Consider the following 16,630-nt stretch of genomic DNA (forward strand, 5'->3'; position numbering starts at 1 on the left):
AAAAACCATTTTAGTAAATGGTTTATTATTTTTATTCAATTTCTATGTATTTGTTAAAACCCTTCTTTTTTTCCATGCGACCACTTTCTTTCATTAGTTTTATGATCTAAACTTGGTTCTAAATCTTCTTCTAACTCATGTTCTAATGCTAATTTCTGATCAACTTCTAATGTATGCTGGCTACGTTGTCAATCTTTATAGATAAAAAAGCCAAAAGCAACTGCTAATAAAATTGCTAAAACTAATAAAACAACAATGACGATGGTAACTAACATGGTTTCTGTCCTCCTTTTTCTCGTTTTATGCCATAATAACTATTCAGACTTGCAACTAGGACTGGTACAAAAATACCTAACACAAAAGCTAATACTGAGATATATCAAGCATTTTTTGTACAACTAATAATAAAATTATAAACTGAAAAACCAACAATAACAACTAATATAAGTGGAATTAAATAATACATCATAATTTTATATAACTTATTTAATTTAATTCATGATACTTGGTTATTGTAATTAATTACAATATGTAGTTTTTTTGCATATCAAACAAAGAAAATAACTTGTGCTAAAGATACTAAAATTAAATCTAATCCTGCTGCTAATAATTGAAAGGAATTAATTACCTGATATGTGCTCTCAAAAACTAGTGATAAACCAACAACAATAATTGTAAAACAAATCCCACAAATTACTTTTTGATTACTAATTTCATATTGTGTTTCAATAGCATCCACAATAACTTCAACATTACCAACCGTTGTACTTAATCCGGCAATAAATAAAGCTAAAAAGAATAAAACTCCTAAGAAATTTCCAACTCCCACAACAGTATTTTGATTAATAATATGGAAAGTTTCTGGCAAAACATTAAAAACAAAAACCATTGAATCATTACCAAACTTAGTAGCAATTTGTTGTTGAAATAATAAAATATCATTTTTATCAGTAACCAAATTATTAACAATAGCCCCTGATGCACCAAAAATAAAGATTAAGTTAGTAATGGATAAAAATAAAATTCCAATTACTAATAAGTAAGCTTTTGAAGCATTATCTTGATTATGTGGACCTACACCAGCAAAGCGCATCATCATTCCCATTCCTAATGATGTTGTAAAAAAAGCTAAGGAAAAAACACTAGATCATGTTTGACTTTGCTTTAATTTCTCTAAATTATTTGTTAAAAACAACGTTGCTAATCCTTTATGGCTCCCTGGGACTGTTAAAATATAAATTGCTAAAATTAAAATAATTAAAAATAATAAGGGCATAAAAAACTTATTAACTTTTTCAATTCCCTTAATTCCAAATAATAAGACAAGACCAACTAACAAAACAACAAATAAAAAAGCTAAAAATACAATTCATTGAAAACCACCATTGTTAGTTACGCTAAAACCACCACGCTGTAAAATCTGATGGTTAAAAATATTTCCATCAACATTACTAATCAAGGTAGGACTAAATTCAATTCCAATCGAAATAATAGTATAACCAACCAAAACAGCATAATAAATCGGAATAATAATCATTAAAGTTGATTGAAACCAACCCATAAAGCGACTAAAGCGAACACTTTCTTTATCAAAAATGTTAATTACACTTTTACGTCGAAGATTTCCTAAGTTAAATTCAAAAATTAATAATGGAACTCCCACAATTAATAATGCAAAAATATATATTAAGAAAAAATAAAATCCACCATATTTATTAATATAACCAGGTAATCCTCAAATTACCCCTAATCCAATTGCTGCACCTAATGATGAAACAATAAATCCAAATTTTGTCATTTGTTTTTTACTACTCATTTTTTCCTCCTTTATTTTTAAATAAAAAATGCAATATTGTTGTATTTTTACCATTTCTATTTGTAAATTGTACTATGAAGTGTAGCACCCTACTTAATTTTATTATAACACCAATAAAATAAATGTTCAATATAATTTATTTTAAAAAAATTTAGTATTTTTGTTTTAAATTTATGAATTTTGGCACACTGAAAAATAAAATGATTAAAATTTTTATAGGTAATTATATTAAAAATTAAACATTTGTATAAAAACTTCTTTTGAAGATAGTCAATGTAAAGATTTTTTAAGTTTAGAGTTTATTATATTAGCAACTTCTTGATAATAATTTCTTGAATAAATACTTAAATCAATTCCTTTGGAAAATCAATGTCTAAAATCACGAATTGCTCTTTCAACTTTGGGTTTTTGAGTTGGAGTTCCAGCATCACAAAAATATACTTTAGCATTTGTTATTTTTTAAATTTTTTCTCAATCAGCAAATTCTTTGCCTTGATCTGTTATTATTCCTTTGCATCTATCTTTAAAAAATCTGTTAGAAAAAATTCGTTTTAATGCGTTTGTAACTTCTTTTGTTGTTTTTTTCTTTTAATGGTTCAATAATTTTAAATTGGGTTAATTCTTCGATTAAAACTAAACAAACACTATTATTTTTGCCAACCATAGTATCCATTTGAAATCAACCAAATTCATTTTTATCATGTTTTGCTTCTTCAATAGTTCTAAAATTTCTTATTTTTCCACGGTTATCAATTCTATTTTTTGTTTTATATTTTCTACCATGAAAATACAAATTATCTTTCTTGAAATTTAAAAATCCCAAATGAATATATTTATATAAAGTTTTAAAACATACCGGAAATTTAATACCAAACTCTTTTTCATATTTTTTACAGATTTGTTCTGGTGAATCATGAAATTTTTTATATTTTTCATCTAGTCATTCTAAAATATTTAGCAATAATGATGATTTTTTAAAACATTTTTGTCGCTTTTGTAAATAATCTTCCTGTGCTAATTTAGCGTCATATTCATTATCTTTTAACCTTTTTATTTCTTGTCTAATTGTATTGCGATTTTTATGCAATATTTTTGCTATTTTAGATATATTGGATTTACCATTTTTTCTTTTTAAAGAATTAAGTTCTAATAAATCTTTTAACATTACTCTTTCTTTAAAAGTAAAATGATGCTTTGTTTTATCCATTTTAAAAAATCCTTTCTTTTATATACAAAGCTAATTATTTAAATTTTTGTGATAAAATAACTTACAAGTTAAAAAGATTTTGAGGTTCTTTCAAACAAATTTGGGAACCTTTATAAAATTCTTCGCTTAACGCTTAGAATTTTTCCCAAGTATTTTGAAAAGCGCGGCAAAAGTTTTTTTAAACTTTAAGGCATTTTTCACAAACTTATGAAAATTCCGCGAGCCCAGATTTAGTACAATATAATCACAATAATAATCATTTGTATAATTTCCTTTCTAAAATATATTTAAAAGTGCTTATATATATAATGTCAATAGATCTTGAAAAAAGTTTCAAGATAAAAAATAGGAAATTATAAAAAATGAAAAAATTACTTAGTTTATTAAGTGTATTAACAATTAGTGGAACTGCTGTACCAACAAAAATTGCAGCTAGTCCTTTTCAAAATTAGAAGATGTGTTAATTGATTTAAGAAAAACTAGCATGAAAAAACCAATGCAATTTCAAATACATGATTGATGATGTGTTATTGCAATTTTAAAAAATATATTTAGTAATAATATTATTAATAATAAAGATCTTAAAGAAATGGAACAAGAAGAAATTGCAAGTTTTTTCCAAACAATGCAAATGATGGCGCTTTATTATCAAAGGTAATTGAAATATTAAACACAAACCCGATAATTCAGGAAAATTTGGGATTTAATTTAAAGAAAATTGATTTAACTCGATTATTTTGAAATAGATTAAATAATATAGAAAAAAGAATGTGGATAAGACATTTAATATGGGAATCTCTTTCTAGACAATCTCCTATTATGTTTGGTATGTTTGGTGTTTTATTTGATGACGACGAATATGATGATGAAGGATGTGATAGCTCTTATCATGCTGCATTAATTGTTGGAATCAAACCAAATAAAGAAAATATACTTGAAGATACTTAAAACCATTTAATCAAATTGATAATAAATGAAATTTTGTTGTGTGGCGTGTTGATGAAAGTGTAGAAACCACATACATTTTGTATTTTTGTGGTATTTACATTTTTACAAAATAAATTTTATTAATATTTTAAATAAGGAGTTAAAATTATGCAAACAAAGCAATATTTAATTTTGCGGTCATTAGTGAAAAAGTATGGTAAAGATATTGCTATTAATACTGTTAATAAGATTGTAAAAGATATTGAAATTAAAAAGTAAAAGAATAAATTATTCCGCGTAATTTATTAGCGGATAATTTATTCAATAATGTTTTTAAGTGGAGCGAAGCGACAACGAGCAGAGCGAGTTTGCAAATTTCAATTTTTTAATTTATGAAAGGAGTTATATCATGCCAGTATGATTAACATGAATATTTAGTATTTTGATTTTGTTAGGTATTTTTGCGTGAATTGGTTTATCAATTTATCAAAAAGTTAGACAAATTCAAGATAAGAAAAAAGAAAAAAAAGAATTTGAAAAAAAGGAGGATAGAAAATAATGAATTTATTAACTGAAACAGTTACAAAAATCGGTTTTGGTGATGGAATGAATTCCATTTGAACTGGTTTAGGTAATGCAATGGGTAAAGTAAAAGATGCTGTATATGGTATTTTACCGCAATTAATGACCTTTTTAGGTGATGCGTGAATTATTTTAATTCCATTTGGATTATTTATTATTATTAAGATATTAAACTTTTTCCGTCATATGGTTAAAGGATTTTAATAGAGTATATTACTCTAATATTCAAAGTATTTTAACAAAAACTAAGGTACACTAGTTTATTTATTTTTTATTAATTTATTTTATATAACTATTACTTTAAAACTTAATAGTATTTTTCAGTGTGCCAATTTTTATTATTTTATATATTATGTATAACATTGTTAATAATCAGTGTTTTTATCAAAAATAAGCAATATATAAACATTAAATATAACATTGTTTATTAAACAAATAATTAGTTAGGAGTTGATAAAATTGAATAATTTTTATAAGAAAAATCAGAATATAGCAAATTATTTTATTTCTAAGAAACTTATTGCTTTTGAAATAGATAAAGCAAGTTTTATAAATTTACCTAATCATAATCGTCATATTGGTTTTTGATTGAGTAATAAATTTATTTATCCGAGTGAAAAATACTCAGAACAAGTAGCAATTGGTTTGATTTATGATAATTCTTATCGTATTGTAAAATATGATGAAAATTTAAAACAACACGATTGAAAATATTTAACTGGAACAGAAATAATTGATTTGTATAATCAATATAAACAAAACTATTTTACGCGTATGCATAAAGCATTATTTCAAAATGAACCTAAAAAAGTAAAAACAAATAACAATAATAATTTAACAAATTGAAGTGATGAAAAAGTACAACAATTAATTAATGACTTAGAAAGTTTAAATTAAATGAGTTTATATAATTATTGAGTTCAATTTGTTAGTTATATTATTGTTTCAAATGCCCCTGAATTTTTATATGTCATATCGTTTGTATTATTTATAGTTTTATTTTTTGGAATTTTTTTCAAACTTATTCAAAAAATGTGAAGTTTTTAAAACTGGAAAATGATTGAGAAAAATTAAAAGAGTTTTTTATTCATATATTTTTATTTATAAATAAATCTAATGTTGAAACTATTACAACTTGAAATTTAACACAAAATGAATATTTAACTTTAATGATTGGTGTTTGAATTGTAATTTTGTTTTTAACTTGGTTCTTATTGTGAATGATTTTTAAAATAGTTGGGTATTTTAAGTAATGAAAAAGTTTGTATTTTTTCTAATAAATTTTTGTTTTATTAATAGTTCAATGGTTTTGTTTAGTTTAATTGATTTATTACTTTGAATAATTTCATTAAATTATACTGGTTTAGTATTTTGACTTTTATTTGCTTTGCAGTGTGTTTATTTTGTTTGGTGAATTTGAAAAAATGTTTTTTATCAGTTAAATGTTTTTCGTTTAGTTTACTTTATTTGAGATAATCCGTTATCAGTAATTATTGGTAAATTAGGAACTGGTAAAACATTACTTTTAACTTTTTTATCACAAGTTATGAAACTTTTAACAAAGAAAATTTATAGTAATTATCCAATTGAAGATGATGCAATAAAACTTTTAACTTTTAATAATTTAGATTTTACTGATAGAACTAAATTAGTACCGCCTGACGATAGTTTAATTTTGTTTGATGAAAGTTTTTTATATATTGATAGAACTAGTCCCCACGAAGTTAAAAAAGTTCATGGTGGTAAAAGTGTGTGGATTGTTTTAGCAAGACATTTTAAAAATAGAGCGATTTTTACCGTACAGCGTGAGGGAATGATGTGAAATAATATTCGTCATTTAGCAAGTGGTATTATTATTCCGATTTCATTGAAAAAACCCGTTAAATCTAAATTAGGTAATATTTTTAATCGTAGTTTTGTTATGCGAATTGGTATTTTTCAAGATATTACAGATTATGAAATTTGAAAAACAAAATCAGTAGAACGAATAGCAGAAGGTAAAAGAGCAAAACATAAGTCGGATGTTGGATTAGGAATTCGATTTTTTAAAATAATTATTCCGCTTGAATTTGCAAATAAATACGATAGTCATTGATTAAGTTTTGTCCGTGATTTAAAAAATGATGAAGTTGTTAATAAAAAAGAATATTTTTGAAAAGATATATCAAAATTAAATAATAAACAACGCTTAGAATTGTTTAATATTGATATTTTGAAAGAAAATTTAAAAGCAAAAAAAGGGAAAGGAAAGATAAAAAATGAGTAATTTATTAAGTGAAAGCGTTAATAACGATAATTGAAATAAGATTTTTAGTTTTATTTTTGATACTTTTTTATTTGTTTTTGATGTAATTTGAAATACTAAATTGCCAATGACAAATATAACGATTGCTTATTTTTTAATCTTTTTTATGGTTATTAAGTTATCAATTTATGCTATTCATGGAACATCAACTAATTATAACGATTTAGGTTCAACAGTTAAAAATGGTGTTATTAATAGTTCTAAACTATACGGTGCTACTGTTCGGAGTGTTTCTAGTACTAAACAAGGTTTACAAAAACATATTAAAGAATGAAAACAATTTAAAGTTAGTCGCAATAAACAACAGTTATCAAGTTTAGCAAGACAAGCAAAAACAAGAGAACAAGGATTTAAAAGAATTCATAGCACTAAAAGAATAAAAAAATAAGTAAGGAGTTGATTTTATATAATTAAGTTAGTTTTATTGGTAGTGGCAATCGCTATATTCGGTACAGGTTTTATAACAATTATTATAAATCAATTAACATCAGTAAAAAATATTATTATGGATTTATATAATTCTGATACTTGATTATTATCTATTTTTGGTAAAATGGCCATTTTATTTAGTCATCCGTTAATGTTAACAATATCAAGTTTATATATTATTGGTTTTATTATTTCAAAAACATTATATAGTTAGGAGTTGAATTTATGAAAAGTAATGTAGAAAATAAAAAAGAAAAGAAACAAAATGGTTTGTTTATTTCTTGGGTTGATTTGATTTTGTATCTTATTATAAGTTTTTTGTTAACGCTTGTATGTATTTTAGATACAGTTTCAACGATTGAAGAATTAAAAGAAAAATATGCTGGTATAAATTTTTATATAATTTATGGTTTATGATTTGATATATTGTGATATATCTTAATAATTCATTATTTTTATGGTTATTTATTTAATGAAATTATTAAATTAATAAAAGAAAATTGTAAAAATAAATTGGTAAAAAATAATGCGTAAGTTTTTAGTATTATTTTCGTTTATACCAATTTTATTGATTTCTTTTTTCTCATTAGGGGCGATGACATTACAACAAAACCATCAATCACAACAAACAGAAGAAAAAGCAAGAACAAAGCGAAGTGTAAAAACTGGTATAAATGAAACTGATTTTATTAATACAATGTTTTTACGCAGTATTTTTTTCGAAAATTGAAGTGATACCAATTATTTTATTAATCCTACTTTAAAAACATCAAAATCATTAATTTATAACGATAAATGATATTTAGATTTTTTAAAGGATAGTTATTCAACTGGTGTTTCTTACAATAAAACTAGTGATAAGTTTATGGATTTATATAAAAATTGAGATACTTATGTTAAACAATATAACATTAATAAATTTTATGATGTTGATAAAAAACAATTTTTAAGAGAATTAACAAATTTTATTTGTTCTTTTACAACTAAATATAATTTAACGCAAATGTTAAATAAATTAAAAACAAATATAAATGATTTACAATCAGTTAATTTAATAGAAGATAATTGAAAATTAATTACTAATTATAATTCATTTGTTTTTAATAAAGAAAATAAATTTTATTTTTTTGTTTTTCAACCTTTTAATGGTAAACAATGAAAAATATTAAAATTTAAACATGATACAGATTTTGCTAAAGAAATAGATGGTATTCCTTTTATTCCTAGTGATATAAAAGTTTATGCTGAAGCAAGTAAATTAAAAGGTCTTTATCGTTGAGATGATAATGGTGAACCACAAATACCAGCAATTAATAAAACCATTGGTGAAATTACAGATTGAAATATTAATAGTCAAAATAAGATTAAAGATTTTTTAAATAATTACTTAGATGTTATTATTCAAGAAAATATTAGAGTACAGCAAGGCGGTAATCCTGATTATGAGATTCCCATTGTTGGAACACAACGAATAATCTTTGATTTTGAAATTATTAATAATTTGGACAAGTCTAGTATTGATACTATTTTAACTAAAAAATCAATTTATCGGATGGTTTTAACAATTGATAAAGATAATAATATTATTGCTGGTAGTTTAGAATTAATACATCTTAAACAATATTGGAATGGATATGATTATAATAGTTATCGATATACTGATGATTTAGGTTTTTTATTTTCTTTTATGAAAGATAAAGAAAATACATTTAATTTTAGTGCTGAAACATATAATTATTATCAGGGTAATACTCCTAATACTGGTAAAGAAGTTTTTGAACAGATGAAAGGTCAAATTGATATTAATAAATTTTTAAAAGCCTTTTTTGCATATGCTTTGGTACCTGTGTTTCAAAATCGTAGTAATTTTATTGAAAGTGGTTATATTGATAATTTACAATATGATACTGTTTTAATTAATTTTTTTGGTTTAAAATTAGTTAATTTTAGAGATGTTTTAATTGATGAAAATAATATTAATAAAAATCGATTTGAAAAATTATTAAATAGTATGTTTACAGTTTCACAAAACTTTTATAAAGATTATTTACGAACAATTTTTGATTTAGAAAATAATACTTATACACAAGGATATAATAAAAAATATGGTTTATTAGCAAATAATGGTTTTAAAATTTATCCTCGTTACTTTTATTTTTCTGATAAATATAAATCATTAGATTTTAAGATGTATTCTGCTTATAAAAATCGATTTTATAACACTAATTATGGAGATGTATTTAATTATGATTTTTCTGTTGCAAATGATTATAATATTAATCAAAATGAGGATTATGTTTTTGAAGGAACTTTAAAAAACAAGTATGGTTTAAAATATAAGAAAATGGAAGAACAAAAAATCGGTTATAATGTTTTTGAATTACAAGCACAAAAAGATAATGATATGTATTATTATTATGATTTTAATTTTGGTATTTATAACTGACAAGAAATTAATAACGGTGGATTATTTCCTGATAGTCAATGATGACAAGCACAATATGAAAGTTGTAGTTGATATAATTTAGCGTGTCATATCAGAAATGTGGCAATTTGAATAGTTAATAATATCCCTGGTATTAAACAAGTAAACGAACTAGCGAGTGGTGTTGGTAAGATTTTTCAAACAATTTATAGTTTTTTTAGTCAAACATTTGAAGTATGAAAATTTAGTCCTGCATTGTATAGTGCAATAACTAATTTATTTTTATTAATTATATTTATGAAATTTGTGCGATTAATTTAAAAAGGAACTTAAAAATAGTTCCTTTTTAACCTTTTCAATCTGTAATTTAACCAATGGTTTTATTAATTGCTGGTATTTGTGGTTCACCATTACCATCTCAACAATAAAGACCTTTTAATTTACTTGCTTCAGCATAAACTTTTATATCACTAGGAATAAAAGGAATACCATCTATTTCTTTAGCAAAATCTCTATCATGTTTAAATTTTAATATTTTTCATTGTTTACCATTGAAAGGTTGAAAAACAAAAAAATAAAATTTATTTTCTTTATTAAAAACAAATAAATTATAATCATTAACTAATTTTCAATTACTATTTTTTGGTGGTTGTTGTGGATTATATGATGGTTCTGGTTTATTGCCCTCCCCGTTTTCACTATTATTTGGTTTTTCACAACTAATTAATGATGTTGTGCTTGTTCCAGTTAAAATGATTGTTCCTAAAAGACTTAATATTTTTTTCATATTTTTAATTCTATAAAATATTAACCAAAATGATAAGAGTCTGTTGTATCTGCGTAAATGGCTTTTTGTCTTTCATCAGAACTTAAATTTGATCAACCATAAGTATTTCGTGTTACAACAAAAATTGATTTATTGTCAGGATTACCACTTTTAACTAGGTTAATCACCTCGTTATGAAATTCAAAAAATCCTGAGTAAATAATATCTACAATATAATTTATATACCCCGTCTCCATATTTTCGGCTGAAAATCTTATTGGTAATTTTGAAATTAATTTAAATAAATATGATTTAAAATCAGACGTACTTCTTTCAAAGAAAATTTTTTCAATAACGCGAGAAGTATTTAATGATAATTTAACTACGAGTCCATTATGACCATAATTTCAAATTATTTTAAAAAAATCATTTTTAGAATCATAATATGGATTTTCATCACTAATTGGTAAACAAGTTAAACTACCATTATCATTAAAACCACTATCTCTTAGTTTTTTATTTTTAAAAATTTCGGTAAGAACTCAGGCAGAACCATCATTATCAACAGTGATTGATTGAATTGGTTCATTTAGGCCAGATACTTTTTTTACTTAATCACTACCATTGCCTTTTCTATAATAAACACCATTTGTTGTTCCAAAATAAGCTGCGTTTGTTTTTAATTCACCAGCACTATCCTTATGTAATAAAGCCATTGAAGTAACATTGTCTGGAATACTTGGTAGCAAATAAGCATCTCTATCTAAAAGATTATAACCAACCAAATATACTTTACCACTTTGTGTGACCCCACTTGATTCTCTTATACTTCTAATATTTTCATTTGAACAATAATTTTGTAATGGAAATGTAATACTACTCATTAATCTATAATCACAATCCATTAATTTTTCTAATTTTAAAACATTCCCATTTTTATTACGGATTAAATACAAGTCCTCAGTGGTTCTGATATAAGCATCTCTAACCTCTCTATCTACAGCCTTAGTATTTTTATCTAAAATTTGGACTGAAATTATATCTCCCTTAATTTTTGCAATATCTGATTCTAAATCACAAAATTTTTGATTTAAATTATCATTTATATCTCTTTTGGGTTTGATCCATGATGGCATGAGGTAGTTATATAATTAACAGCTATTAAAAATAAAATTCTTAAAGTATGGGAATTATAAATTTCATCTGAAAATACATTTATTGGTGTATAAGATAGTACTTGTTCATAAAATCAATTTCTTCATGTGTTTCTATATATTTCTATTAATAACTCCTATTGGCTGATGATTTTCGTCAAAATAATTACTGTACGGGTGGCTTTGAATACCATAATTTCAACGTTCTCAAGCTAATCTCAAAATACTGCTACCTTGTTGATTTTAGTCCATTGCAATTTTATAAAGATTTTCTTCTGTTTGCTCACCTTTCCCAAAAACAATAGATTGTTTATTTTCAATAACTTTATTGTTAATTTCATTATTTATTTTTCTAAATCGTCAATTCTCTGCAACAACTACAGCAATTATCCCTAAAGAATTTCTAATATCTCTATTAATTTCTCCTTGGTAGTTAGATAATGTTTTAAAGGAATTAACAATTGTGCTTCAATTAATATTTAAATTAATTCCATTTCCGTTTCCATCAACGAAAAGATCTCTATAATCAGCTTTAAATTTCAAAGGAGTGGAACTACTAATATTAATATTATCTATAGAATCTATATGTCTTATATCAGCTTCTGAAAAATAATAATATTTATTTTTTACAGTAAACCCCTCCAAATAAAGATCCCTAGTTCTAAAAACTAAATCAATTCTTTGAGATTGTGAATTTTCCTCAATAATAACAGGAACAGTAAAACCGTTGTAGGGTGTGCCTACAAACTTATATGTTGGTTTACCTCTTACTGAACCTTTAAATCTATCTCCCATTTTGGGTGTAGTATTATCTTCAACTTTAAATCTATTTAAGACAACAATCTCACTATTATCATTTATAACAGTACTTGTACTAGGCTGATCATTCTCTATATTAAATATAACACGTAGTATGTCAGCTTGTATTAAAGCACGAAAAACTTTATTATGTCAATTTTTAAAAGAATTAGGATTATTTATGTTAATTCTTATATCTTCTAAATTAACATTAAATAAATTATTGTTTTCTCTTTTATTTCTGATTAAATTTTCTAAATTATTTTCTTGCTTTTCATATGTACTTGTAGCTGTACTTGTAGCAATTGTTGTTTGTATTACAGTTCCATTAATTGTTAATATACTTAATAAATTTAAAAGTTTTTTCATTATTTGTATTTTCCCTTTTTTATCTTGAAACTTTTTATCAAGATCTATTGACATTATATATATATAAGCATTTTTAAATATATTTTAGAAACGATACTTACTTATGATTATGATTGTTTAAAAAAGTTTGAAGTTTTATAAAAATTATTTTAAATGATATAACTATACTATATTATTTTTTAAAAAAAATGAGGTGAATTAATGAAATATATTATTAATGATTCTAATTTAAGTGATTTACAAGCAAAATTGCAAGATTTTTTAAGTAAAAATTGTCAAAATAAATATTATAAAAGAATAAAAAAGAAAATATTTGCATATATTAATTTATGTAAGGAGTTTTTTCTTGAAACTAAGTTGTTATTAAAAGATTTAATTAAAAAATATTTTAAAAATAAATTTTCAACTTTTTATTATTGAGCAAATAAAATTTTACTTGCATATGCAAATAATAATTTTGAAGATTTATTATTAAAATCAACAGTTCCTAATAATATTAATTATCAATATGGTGAAGATACTCGAAAAAATATATGTGATTTATATTTTGAGTATTGTAATAAACACGGTGGCGGTGTTTTATCTTTGTTTTATAATTTAAAAAAGGAATTCACGGCGAAGAATTAAAAAGTGAAGCACCAAAAAATTTAAAAACATTTTTTCGTTGACTTAAAAAAGATAAACGTTGATTAAAAATAAAAAATAAAATTAAAGAAATTAAAAGACAACACTCAAGATATGAAGTTAAAGAATTAGGATTATTACAAATGGATGCTAAATATTTTATGCCAAGTAAATTTCCAGTTGATAAAAAGTATTATGTTTATGATTTTATTGATGAAAGAATCAGAGGAGTATTCGGTTATATTTATGATAAATTATGCACTGAGAATGCTATTGATGCTGTTAAAAGAGCAATCCGTGATTTTAAAAAAATATTTGGTATTAAAATAACACGAATTAGAACTGATAACGGTTCTGAATTTATTAATAGTCATCGGAATAATCAAAAAAGTACTGTTAAAGAAAATAATTTTACTCAATTTTTAACAGATAAAAATATTTTACATCAAACAACACCCGTTCGTTCTCCGCAGTCAAACGGTAAAATTGAAAGATTTCATCAAAATTATACTAAGTTATTTGTATTTGATAAAAAAATATTGGATGCAGCTGGTTTACAAAATAAACTAAATGATTATTATTACTTTTATAATTTTGAAAGAGTGCATAAATCTTTGAATTTTCAGACACCATTTGAATTTTTAAATAATTTAACTAAATAATTTTAAATTTATAAAGTTTTATTTAAACTATTTTTTAGTGTGTCAATTTTAGAATTTTTATTTAAATATGTATCATTTTTAATGATGTTTTTATATTTTAAATTATATATTTTATTATTTTTTCTTGTTTTCTTGCAATCTCCAAAATGTGTGTGGTATACTACAGGGTGTTGATGAAAGTGCTGATTGGCGTATTATTAAGTTTAAAAATAATGAAATGACTATTAAAATTGATAATTCTAATAATCGGCAATTACAGAAAACTGATTTAGGTATGGGAAGAGATTTATATATTACAAATGATTCAGGGTTTGTTAAATATGTGACACATTGAACAGATGATAATGGTTCTTACTTTAAATCAGTTTATCGTTGAAATAATGATAGCGAACCAAATATATATGTTGAAAATAACTTTTTATATTTCTAATGTAATTAATGATAATTTTTCATTATTTTTATTAAATAATTGTAAATTATTAATATTAATTTGTTCTTTTGTGGATGGATAGGAAAATATTAAACTATTTGATTGTTTTAAAAAATTAACAACTGCGATATTTGAATATGAGTTTTCATCTTCAATGCCATTTTTATACAAATATCATTCATTATCTTCGATTAATTGTAAATATGTATTTCTGTCTTTTCCACTGACTTTAGTTCCGATAGGACAATTTTTGATTAATTCTAAGTTAATATCTTTTCCTTCAGTAATTTTTTCATTTATTTTTTCAATAAAAATATTTATATCATAATTCCCATAACATCATATGCCAGATATTTCGATTTGATTTAAATTAAATAGTTTTTCGTGTTTTAAAAATGTTATTTTAATACTGTCCTCAACTAAATTTTTAGTTATACTCACTCAATTTGATTTAGAATAAAGTAATTTATTTCATTGAGAAAAATAGTTTAAATAATCTTTTATTTTGTCATTAGAAACAATTAAATTAGTTAAATATTTGCCATATTGACCATCAGATAGTTTAATTTCAGCAGGAATAAGAGAAGGTATATTATTTGTTTCTAATTCACTTGTTATAAATAATCAATTAAAGTAATTTGCTTCTAATTGATAAATATAGTTTTCTGAAATATCTTTGTTTTTAACAGTTACTTTAATTTCATCATTTTTATTAATATTATTTTGATTTTTTAAATTTCAATCTGTAATTTGTCCTGTTTTAGGTAAAATAAACCGTGTATTTGGTTCGCTATCATTATTTCAACAATAAACTGATTTAAAGTAAGAACCATTATCATCTGTTCAATGTGTCACATATTTAACAAACCCTGAATCATTTGTAATATATAAATCTCTTCCCATACCTAAATCAGTTTTCTGTAATTGCCGATTATTAGAATTATCAATTTTAATAGTCATTTCATTATTTTTAAACTTAATAATACGCCAATCAGCATTTTTTTCACCACGCCACACAGCAAAATATCATTTATCATCTTTCTCATTAAATGGTTTGTCATTTGAATAAACCTCTTCTCAATAATTTATTGGTGTTGTTGGAATAGAATCACCAGTAAAATTAAAATATGATGAATTTAATTTAACTTTGCAATGTTCAAACTCTCAATATCCAGTTTCTACCTCTCTTGGATTAGATATTAATTCAAAATAATAAGGGGCAAATAATTTAACATCATCATTATAGCCTTTATTAATTGCATATTTACTATATGTATAATTTGATAACATGTATATAACTTGTTTAATTCTTTTTATATATCTTTTATGTAATTCACTTGGATTGTCTAATTTTCAATTTTCAAATAAACCATCAATAACATCTTCTGGTTTTTGTCCTTCAAATTTTTGACGTAATTCAGCCGCTTTATTAGTGGGATTTCCTTTTTCTTCATATTTTGCACCTTGAAATTTTCGATCATAATTATAGCGATAAGTTAAATAATTTAATAAAACTTTTTCTAAACCATTATTTTTTATTAAACTTAAAATATCATCTGGTTGAATATATATTTTTGCAATAAACCACGGTAAAAAACTTTCGGTAAATCAATATAATATCAACACCATCAGGTGAATAAGGTCTTTTATATTCTTCGATAATATAACATTCATTTTTATTGTCTTCGGTAATTGGGGTTCATTAATAGATACTATTTTTAAGTCATAGGATTCTAAAAATTCTTTGTCTTTTTTTGAAATATCATTAATTAAAATATCTTTTTCTTCAATCATTACATAACTTGTGCTATTATCTTGGACTGTGGTATTTTGTTGAATTTGTAATTTAAAATTAAAATCACTAATTTCATAACCAGTTATTTTAATATATTCATCTTTGTCAACAAAACCTATTTTAACGCTATTTTGAGAGTAGTTTAAGATTGGTTTTTGCTTTGTCTTAAACAAGATTATTAATTTTATAAATATATAAGGTTCTAGCACGGTCTTCAGTAAATAATTGTTCTAAATCAGGGTCACTGTACTGCCATTGACTAGCAAAATCTAATGGAATACTATTAATTGAATAGTCAATTGGTTCATTATTTTCTGCTAATTGTGCTAACATTTTTTCAG

Annotated in this window: 22 protein-coding genes and 1 pseudogene; 14 read left to right on the top strand and 9 right to left on the bottom strand. The window is 23.5% G+C overall.

Annotated elements, in window-relative coordinates:
* Window positions 1–53: 53 nt before the first annotated feature.
* The 3 genes and pseudogenes from ACZ91P_RS12845 to ACZ91P_RS12855 all read right to left on the bottom strand — a co-directional run bounded on the left by ACZ91P_RS12845 (window position 54) and on the right by ACZ91P_RS12855 (window position 3,023).
* Window positions 54–275 (bottom strand): hypothetical protein, encoded by a 222-nt coding sequence (locus ACZ91P_RS12845; RefSeq protein ID WP_465156727.1) that lies wholly within the window; start codon window positions 273–275, stop codon window positions 54–56.
* Complete coding sequence (locus tag ACZ91P_RS12850; protein WP_465156729.1) at window positions 269–1,816, bottom strand: sodium-dependent transporter; 1,548 nt, start codon at window positions 1,814–1,816, stop codon at window positions 269–271. The genes ACZ91P_RS12845 and ACZ91P_RS12850 overlap by 7 nt, the downstream gene beginning before the upstream one ends.
* A gap of 228 nt (window positions 1,817–2,044) precedes the next feature.
* Window positions 2,045–3,023, bottom strand: a pseudogene (locus ACZ91P_RS12855) (IS30 family transposase).
* 457 nt (window positions 3,024–3,480) lie between these two features.
* On the opposite strand from ACZ91P_RS12855, the gene ACZ91P_RS12860 reads away from it, so the two are divergent.
* From ACZ91P_RS12860 to ACZ91P_RS12910, 11 genes are all read left to right on the top strand, one after another.
* Window positions 3,481–3,681 carry a hypothetical protein gene (locus ACZ91P_RS12860; protein WP_465156731.1) on the top strand — a complete coding sequence of 67 codons (201 nt, stop codon included), beginning with the start codon at window positions 3,481–3,483 and terminating at the stop codon, window positions 3,679–3,681.
* A gap of 38 nt (window positions 3,682–3,719) precedes the next feature.
* Window positions 3,720–3,971: a hypothetical protein gene (locus tag ACZ91P_RS12865; protein ID WP_465156733.1), complete on the top strand. Its 252-nt coding sequence runs from the start codon at window positions 3,720–3,722 to the stop codon at window positions 3,969–3,971.
* A gap of 388 nt (window positions 3,972–4,359) precedes the next feature.
* Entirely contained in the window at window positions 4,360–4,509 is a 150-nt protein-coding gene (locus ACZ91P_RS12870; protein WP_465156735.1) for a hypothetical protein, read from the top strand.
* Complete coding sequence (locus tag ACZ91P_RS12875) at window positions 4,509–4,736, top strand: hypothetical protein (RefSeq protein WP_004028563.1); 228 nt, start codon at window positions 4,509–4,511, stop codon at window positions 4,734–4,736. Before ACZ91P_RS12870 ends, ACZ91P_RS12875 begins: the two co-directional genes overlap by 1 nt.
* Before the next feature lie 255 nt (window positions 4,737–4,991).
* Window positions 4,992–5,429: a DUF3627 domain-containing protein gene (locus ACZ91P_RS12880; RefSeq protein WP_465156737.1), complete on the top strand. Its 438-nt coding sequence runs from the start codon at window positions 4,992–4,994 to the stop codon at window positions 5,427–5,429.
* Between the two features lie 152 nt (window positions 5,430–5,581).
* A complete protein-coding gene (locus tag ACZ91P_RS12885; protein WP_465159003.1) occupies window positions 5,582–5,785 on the top strand; it encodes a DUF2649 family protein in 204 nt (67 codons plus the stop codon).
* On the top strand, window positions 5,785–6,798 hold the full coding sequence (locus tag ACZ91P_RS12890) for a hypothetical protein (RefSeq protein WP_465156739.1): 1,014 nt from the start codon (window positions 5,785–5,787) through the stop codon (window positions 6,796–6,798). The genes ACZ91P_RS12885 and ACZ91P_RS12890 overlap by 1 nt, the downstream gene beginning before the upstream one ends.
* The gene (locus ACZ91P_RS12895) at window positions 6,791–7,225 is read left to right on the top strand and encodes a hypothetical protein (RefSeq protein WP_465156741.1); all 435 of its coding nucleotides are present in this window, start codon (window positions 6,791–6,793) and stop codon (window positions 7,223–7,225) included. Before ACZ91P_RS12890 ends, ACZ91P_RS12895 begins: the two co-directional genes overlap by 8 nt.
* A gap of 27 nt (window positions 7,226–7,252) precedes the next feature.
* A complete protein-coding gene (locus tag ACZ91P_RS12900; protein WP_465159004.1) occupies window positions 7,253–7,480 on the top strand; it encodes a hypothetical protein in 228 nt (75 codons plus the stop codon).
* Between the two features lie 11 nt (window positions 7,481–7,491).
* Window positions 7,492–7,800, top strand: coding sequence for a hypothetical protein (locus ACZ91P_RS12905; RefSeq protein WP_465156743.1), 309 nt, complete (start codon window positions 7,492–7,494; stop codon window positions 7,798–7,800).
* Complete coding sequence (locus tag ACZ91P_RS12910; RefSeq protein WP_465156745.1) at window positions 7,793–10,012, top strand: spiroplasma phage ORF1-like family protein; 2,220 nt, start codon at window positions 7,793–7,795, stop codon at window positions 10,010–10,012. Before ACZ91P_RS12905 ends, ACZ91P_RS12910 begins: the two co-directional genes overlap by 8 nt.
* A gap of 46 nt (window positions 10,013–10,058) precedes the next feature.
* Here ACZ91P_RS12910 and ACZ91P_RS12915 read toward each other — a convergent pair whose 3' ends face one another.
* The 4 genes from ACZ91P_RS12915 to ACZ91P_RS12930 all read right to left on the bottom strand — a co-directional run bounded on the left by ACZ91P_RS12915 (window position 10,059) and on the right by ACZ91P_RS12930 (window position 12,778).
* Window positions 10,059–10,478, bottom strand: a complete 420-nt coding sequence (locus ACZ91P_RS12915; protein WP_465156747.1) for a spiroplasma phage ORF1-like family protein — start codon at window positions 10,476–10,478, stop codon at window positions 10,059–10,061.
* Window positions 10,479–10,498: 20 nt separating this feature from the next.
* Window positions 10,499–10,714, bottom strand: a complete 216-nt coding sequence (locus tag ACZ91P_RS12920; protein ID WP_465156749.1) for a hypothetical protein — start codon at window positions 10,712–10,714, stop codon at window positions 10,499–10,501.
* Window positions 10,715–11,068: 354 nt separating this feature from the next.
* The gene (locus tag ACZ91P_RS12925; protein WP_465156751.1) at window positions 11,069–11,593 is read right to left on the bottom strand and encodes a hypothetical protein; all 525 of its coding nucleotides are present in this window, start codon (window positions 11,591–11,593) and stop codon (window positions 11,069–11,071) included.
* Window positions 11,594–11,854: 261 nt separating this feature from the next.
* Window positions 11,855–12,778, bottom strand: coding sequence for a ribosome-inactivating family protein (locus ACZ91P_RS12930; protein ID WP_465156753.1), 924 nt, complete (start codon window positions 12,776–12,778; stop codon window positions 11,855–11,857).
* A gap of 201 nt (window positions 12,779–12,979) precedes the next feature.
* Here ACZ91P_RS12930 and ACZ91P_RS12935 point away from each other — a divergent pair, with 201 nt between their 5' ends.
* The 3 genes from ACZ91P_RS12935 to ACZ91P_RS12945 all read left to right on the top strand — a co-directional run bounded on the left by ACZ91P_RS12935 (window position 12,980) and on the right by ACZ91P_RS12945 (window position 14,494).
* Window positions 12,980–13,405, top strand: a complete 426-nt coding sequence (locus tag ACZ91P_RS12935) for a hypothetical protein (protein WP_465156755.1) — start codon at window positions 12,980–12,982, stop codon at window positions 13,403–13,405.
* Between the two features lie 140 nt (window positions 13,406–13,545).
* Window positions 13,546–14,064, top strand: a complete 519-nt coding sequence (locus ACZ91P_RS12940) for a DDE-type integrase/transposase/recombinase (RefSeq protein ID WP_465156757.1) — start codon at window positions 13,546–13,548, stop codon at window positions 14,062–14,064.
* Between the two features lie 148 nt (window positions 14,065–14,212).
* Complete coding sequence (locus ACZ91P_RS12945; protein WP_465156761.1) at window positions 14,213–14,494, top strand: hypothetical protein; 282 nt, start codon at window positions 14,213–14,215, stop codon at window positions 14,492–14,494.
* On the opposite strand, the gene ACZ91P_RS12950 is transcribed toward ACZ91P_RS12945, so the two are convergent.
* Both ACZ91P_RS12950 and ACZ91P_RS12955 read right to left on the bottom strand, forming a co-directional pair.
* Window positions 14,483–16,462, bottom strand: coding sequence for a hypothetical protein (locus ACZ91P_RS12950; RefSeq protein ID WP_465156763.1), 1,980 nt, complete (start codon window positions 16,460–16,462; stop codon window positions 14,483–14,485). The genes ACZ91P_RS12945 and ACZ91P_RS12950 overlap by 12 nt on opposite strands.
* Window positions 16,455–16,622: a hypothetical protein gene (locus ACZ91P_RS12955; protein ID WP_465156765.1), complete on the bottom strand. Its 168-nt coding sequence runs from the start codon at window positions 16,620–16,622 to the stop codon at window positions 16,455–16,457. The genes ACZ91P_RS12950 and ACZ91P_RS12955 overlap by 8 nt, the downstream gene beginning before the upstream one ends.
* Window positions 16,623–16,630 lie beyond the last annotated feature (8 nt).

It is taken from the genome of Spiroplasma endosymbiont of Halictus nicosiae, from assembly GCF_978018445.1.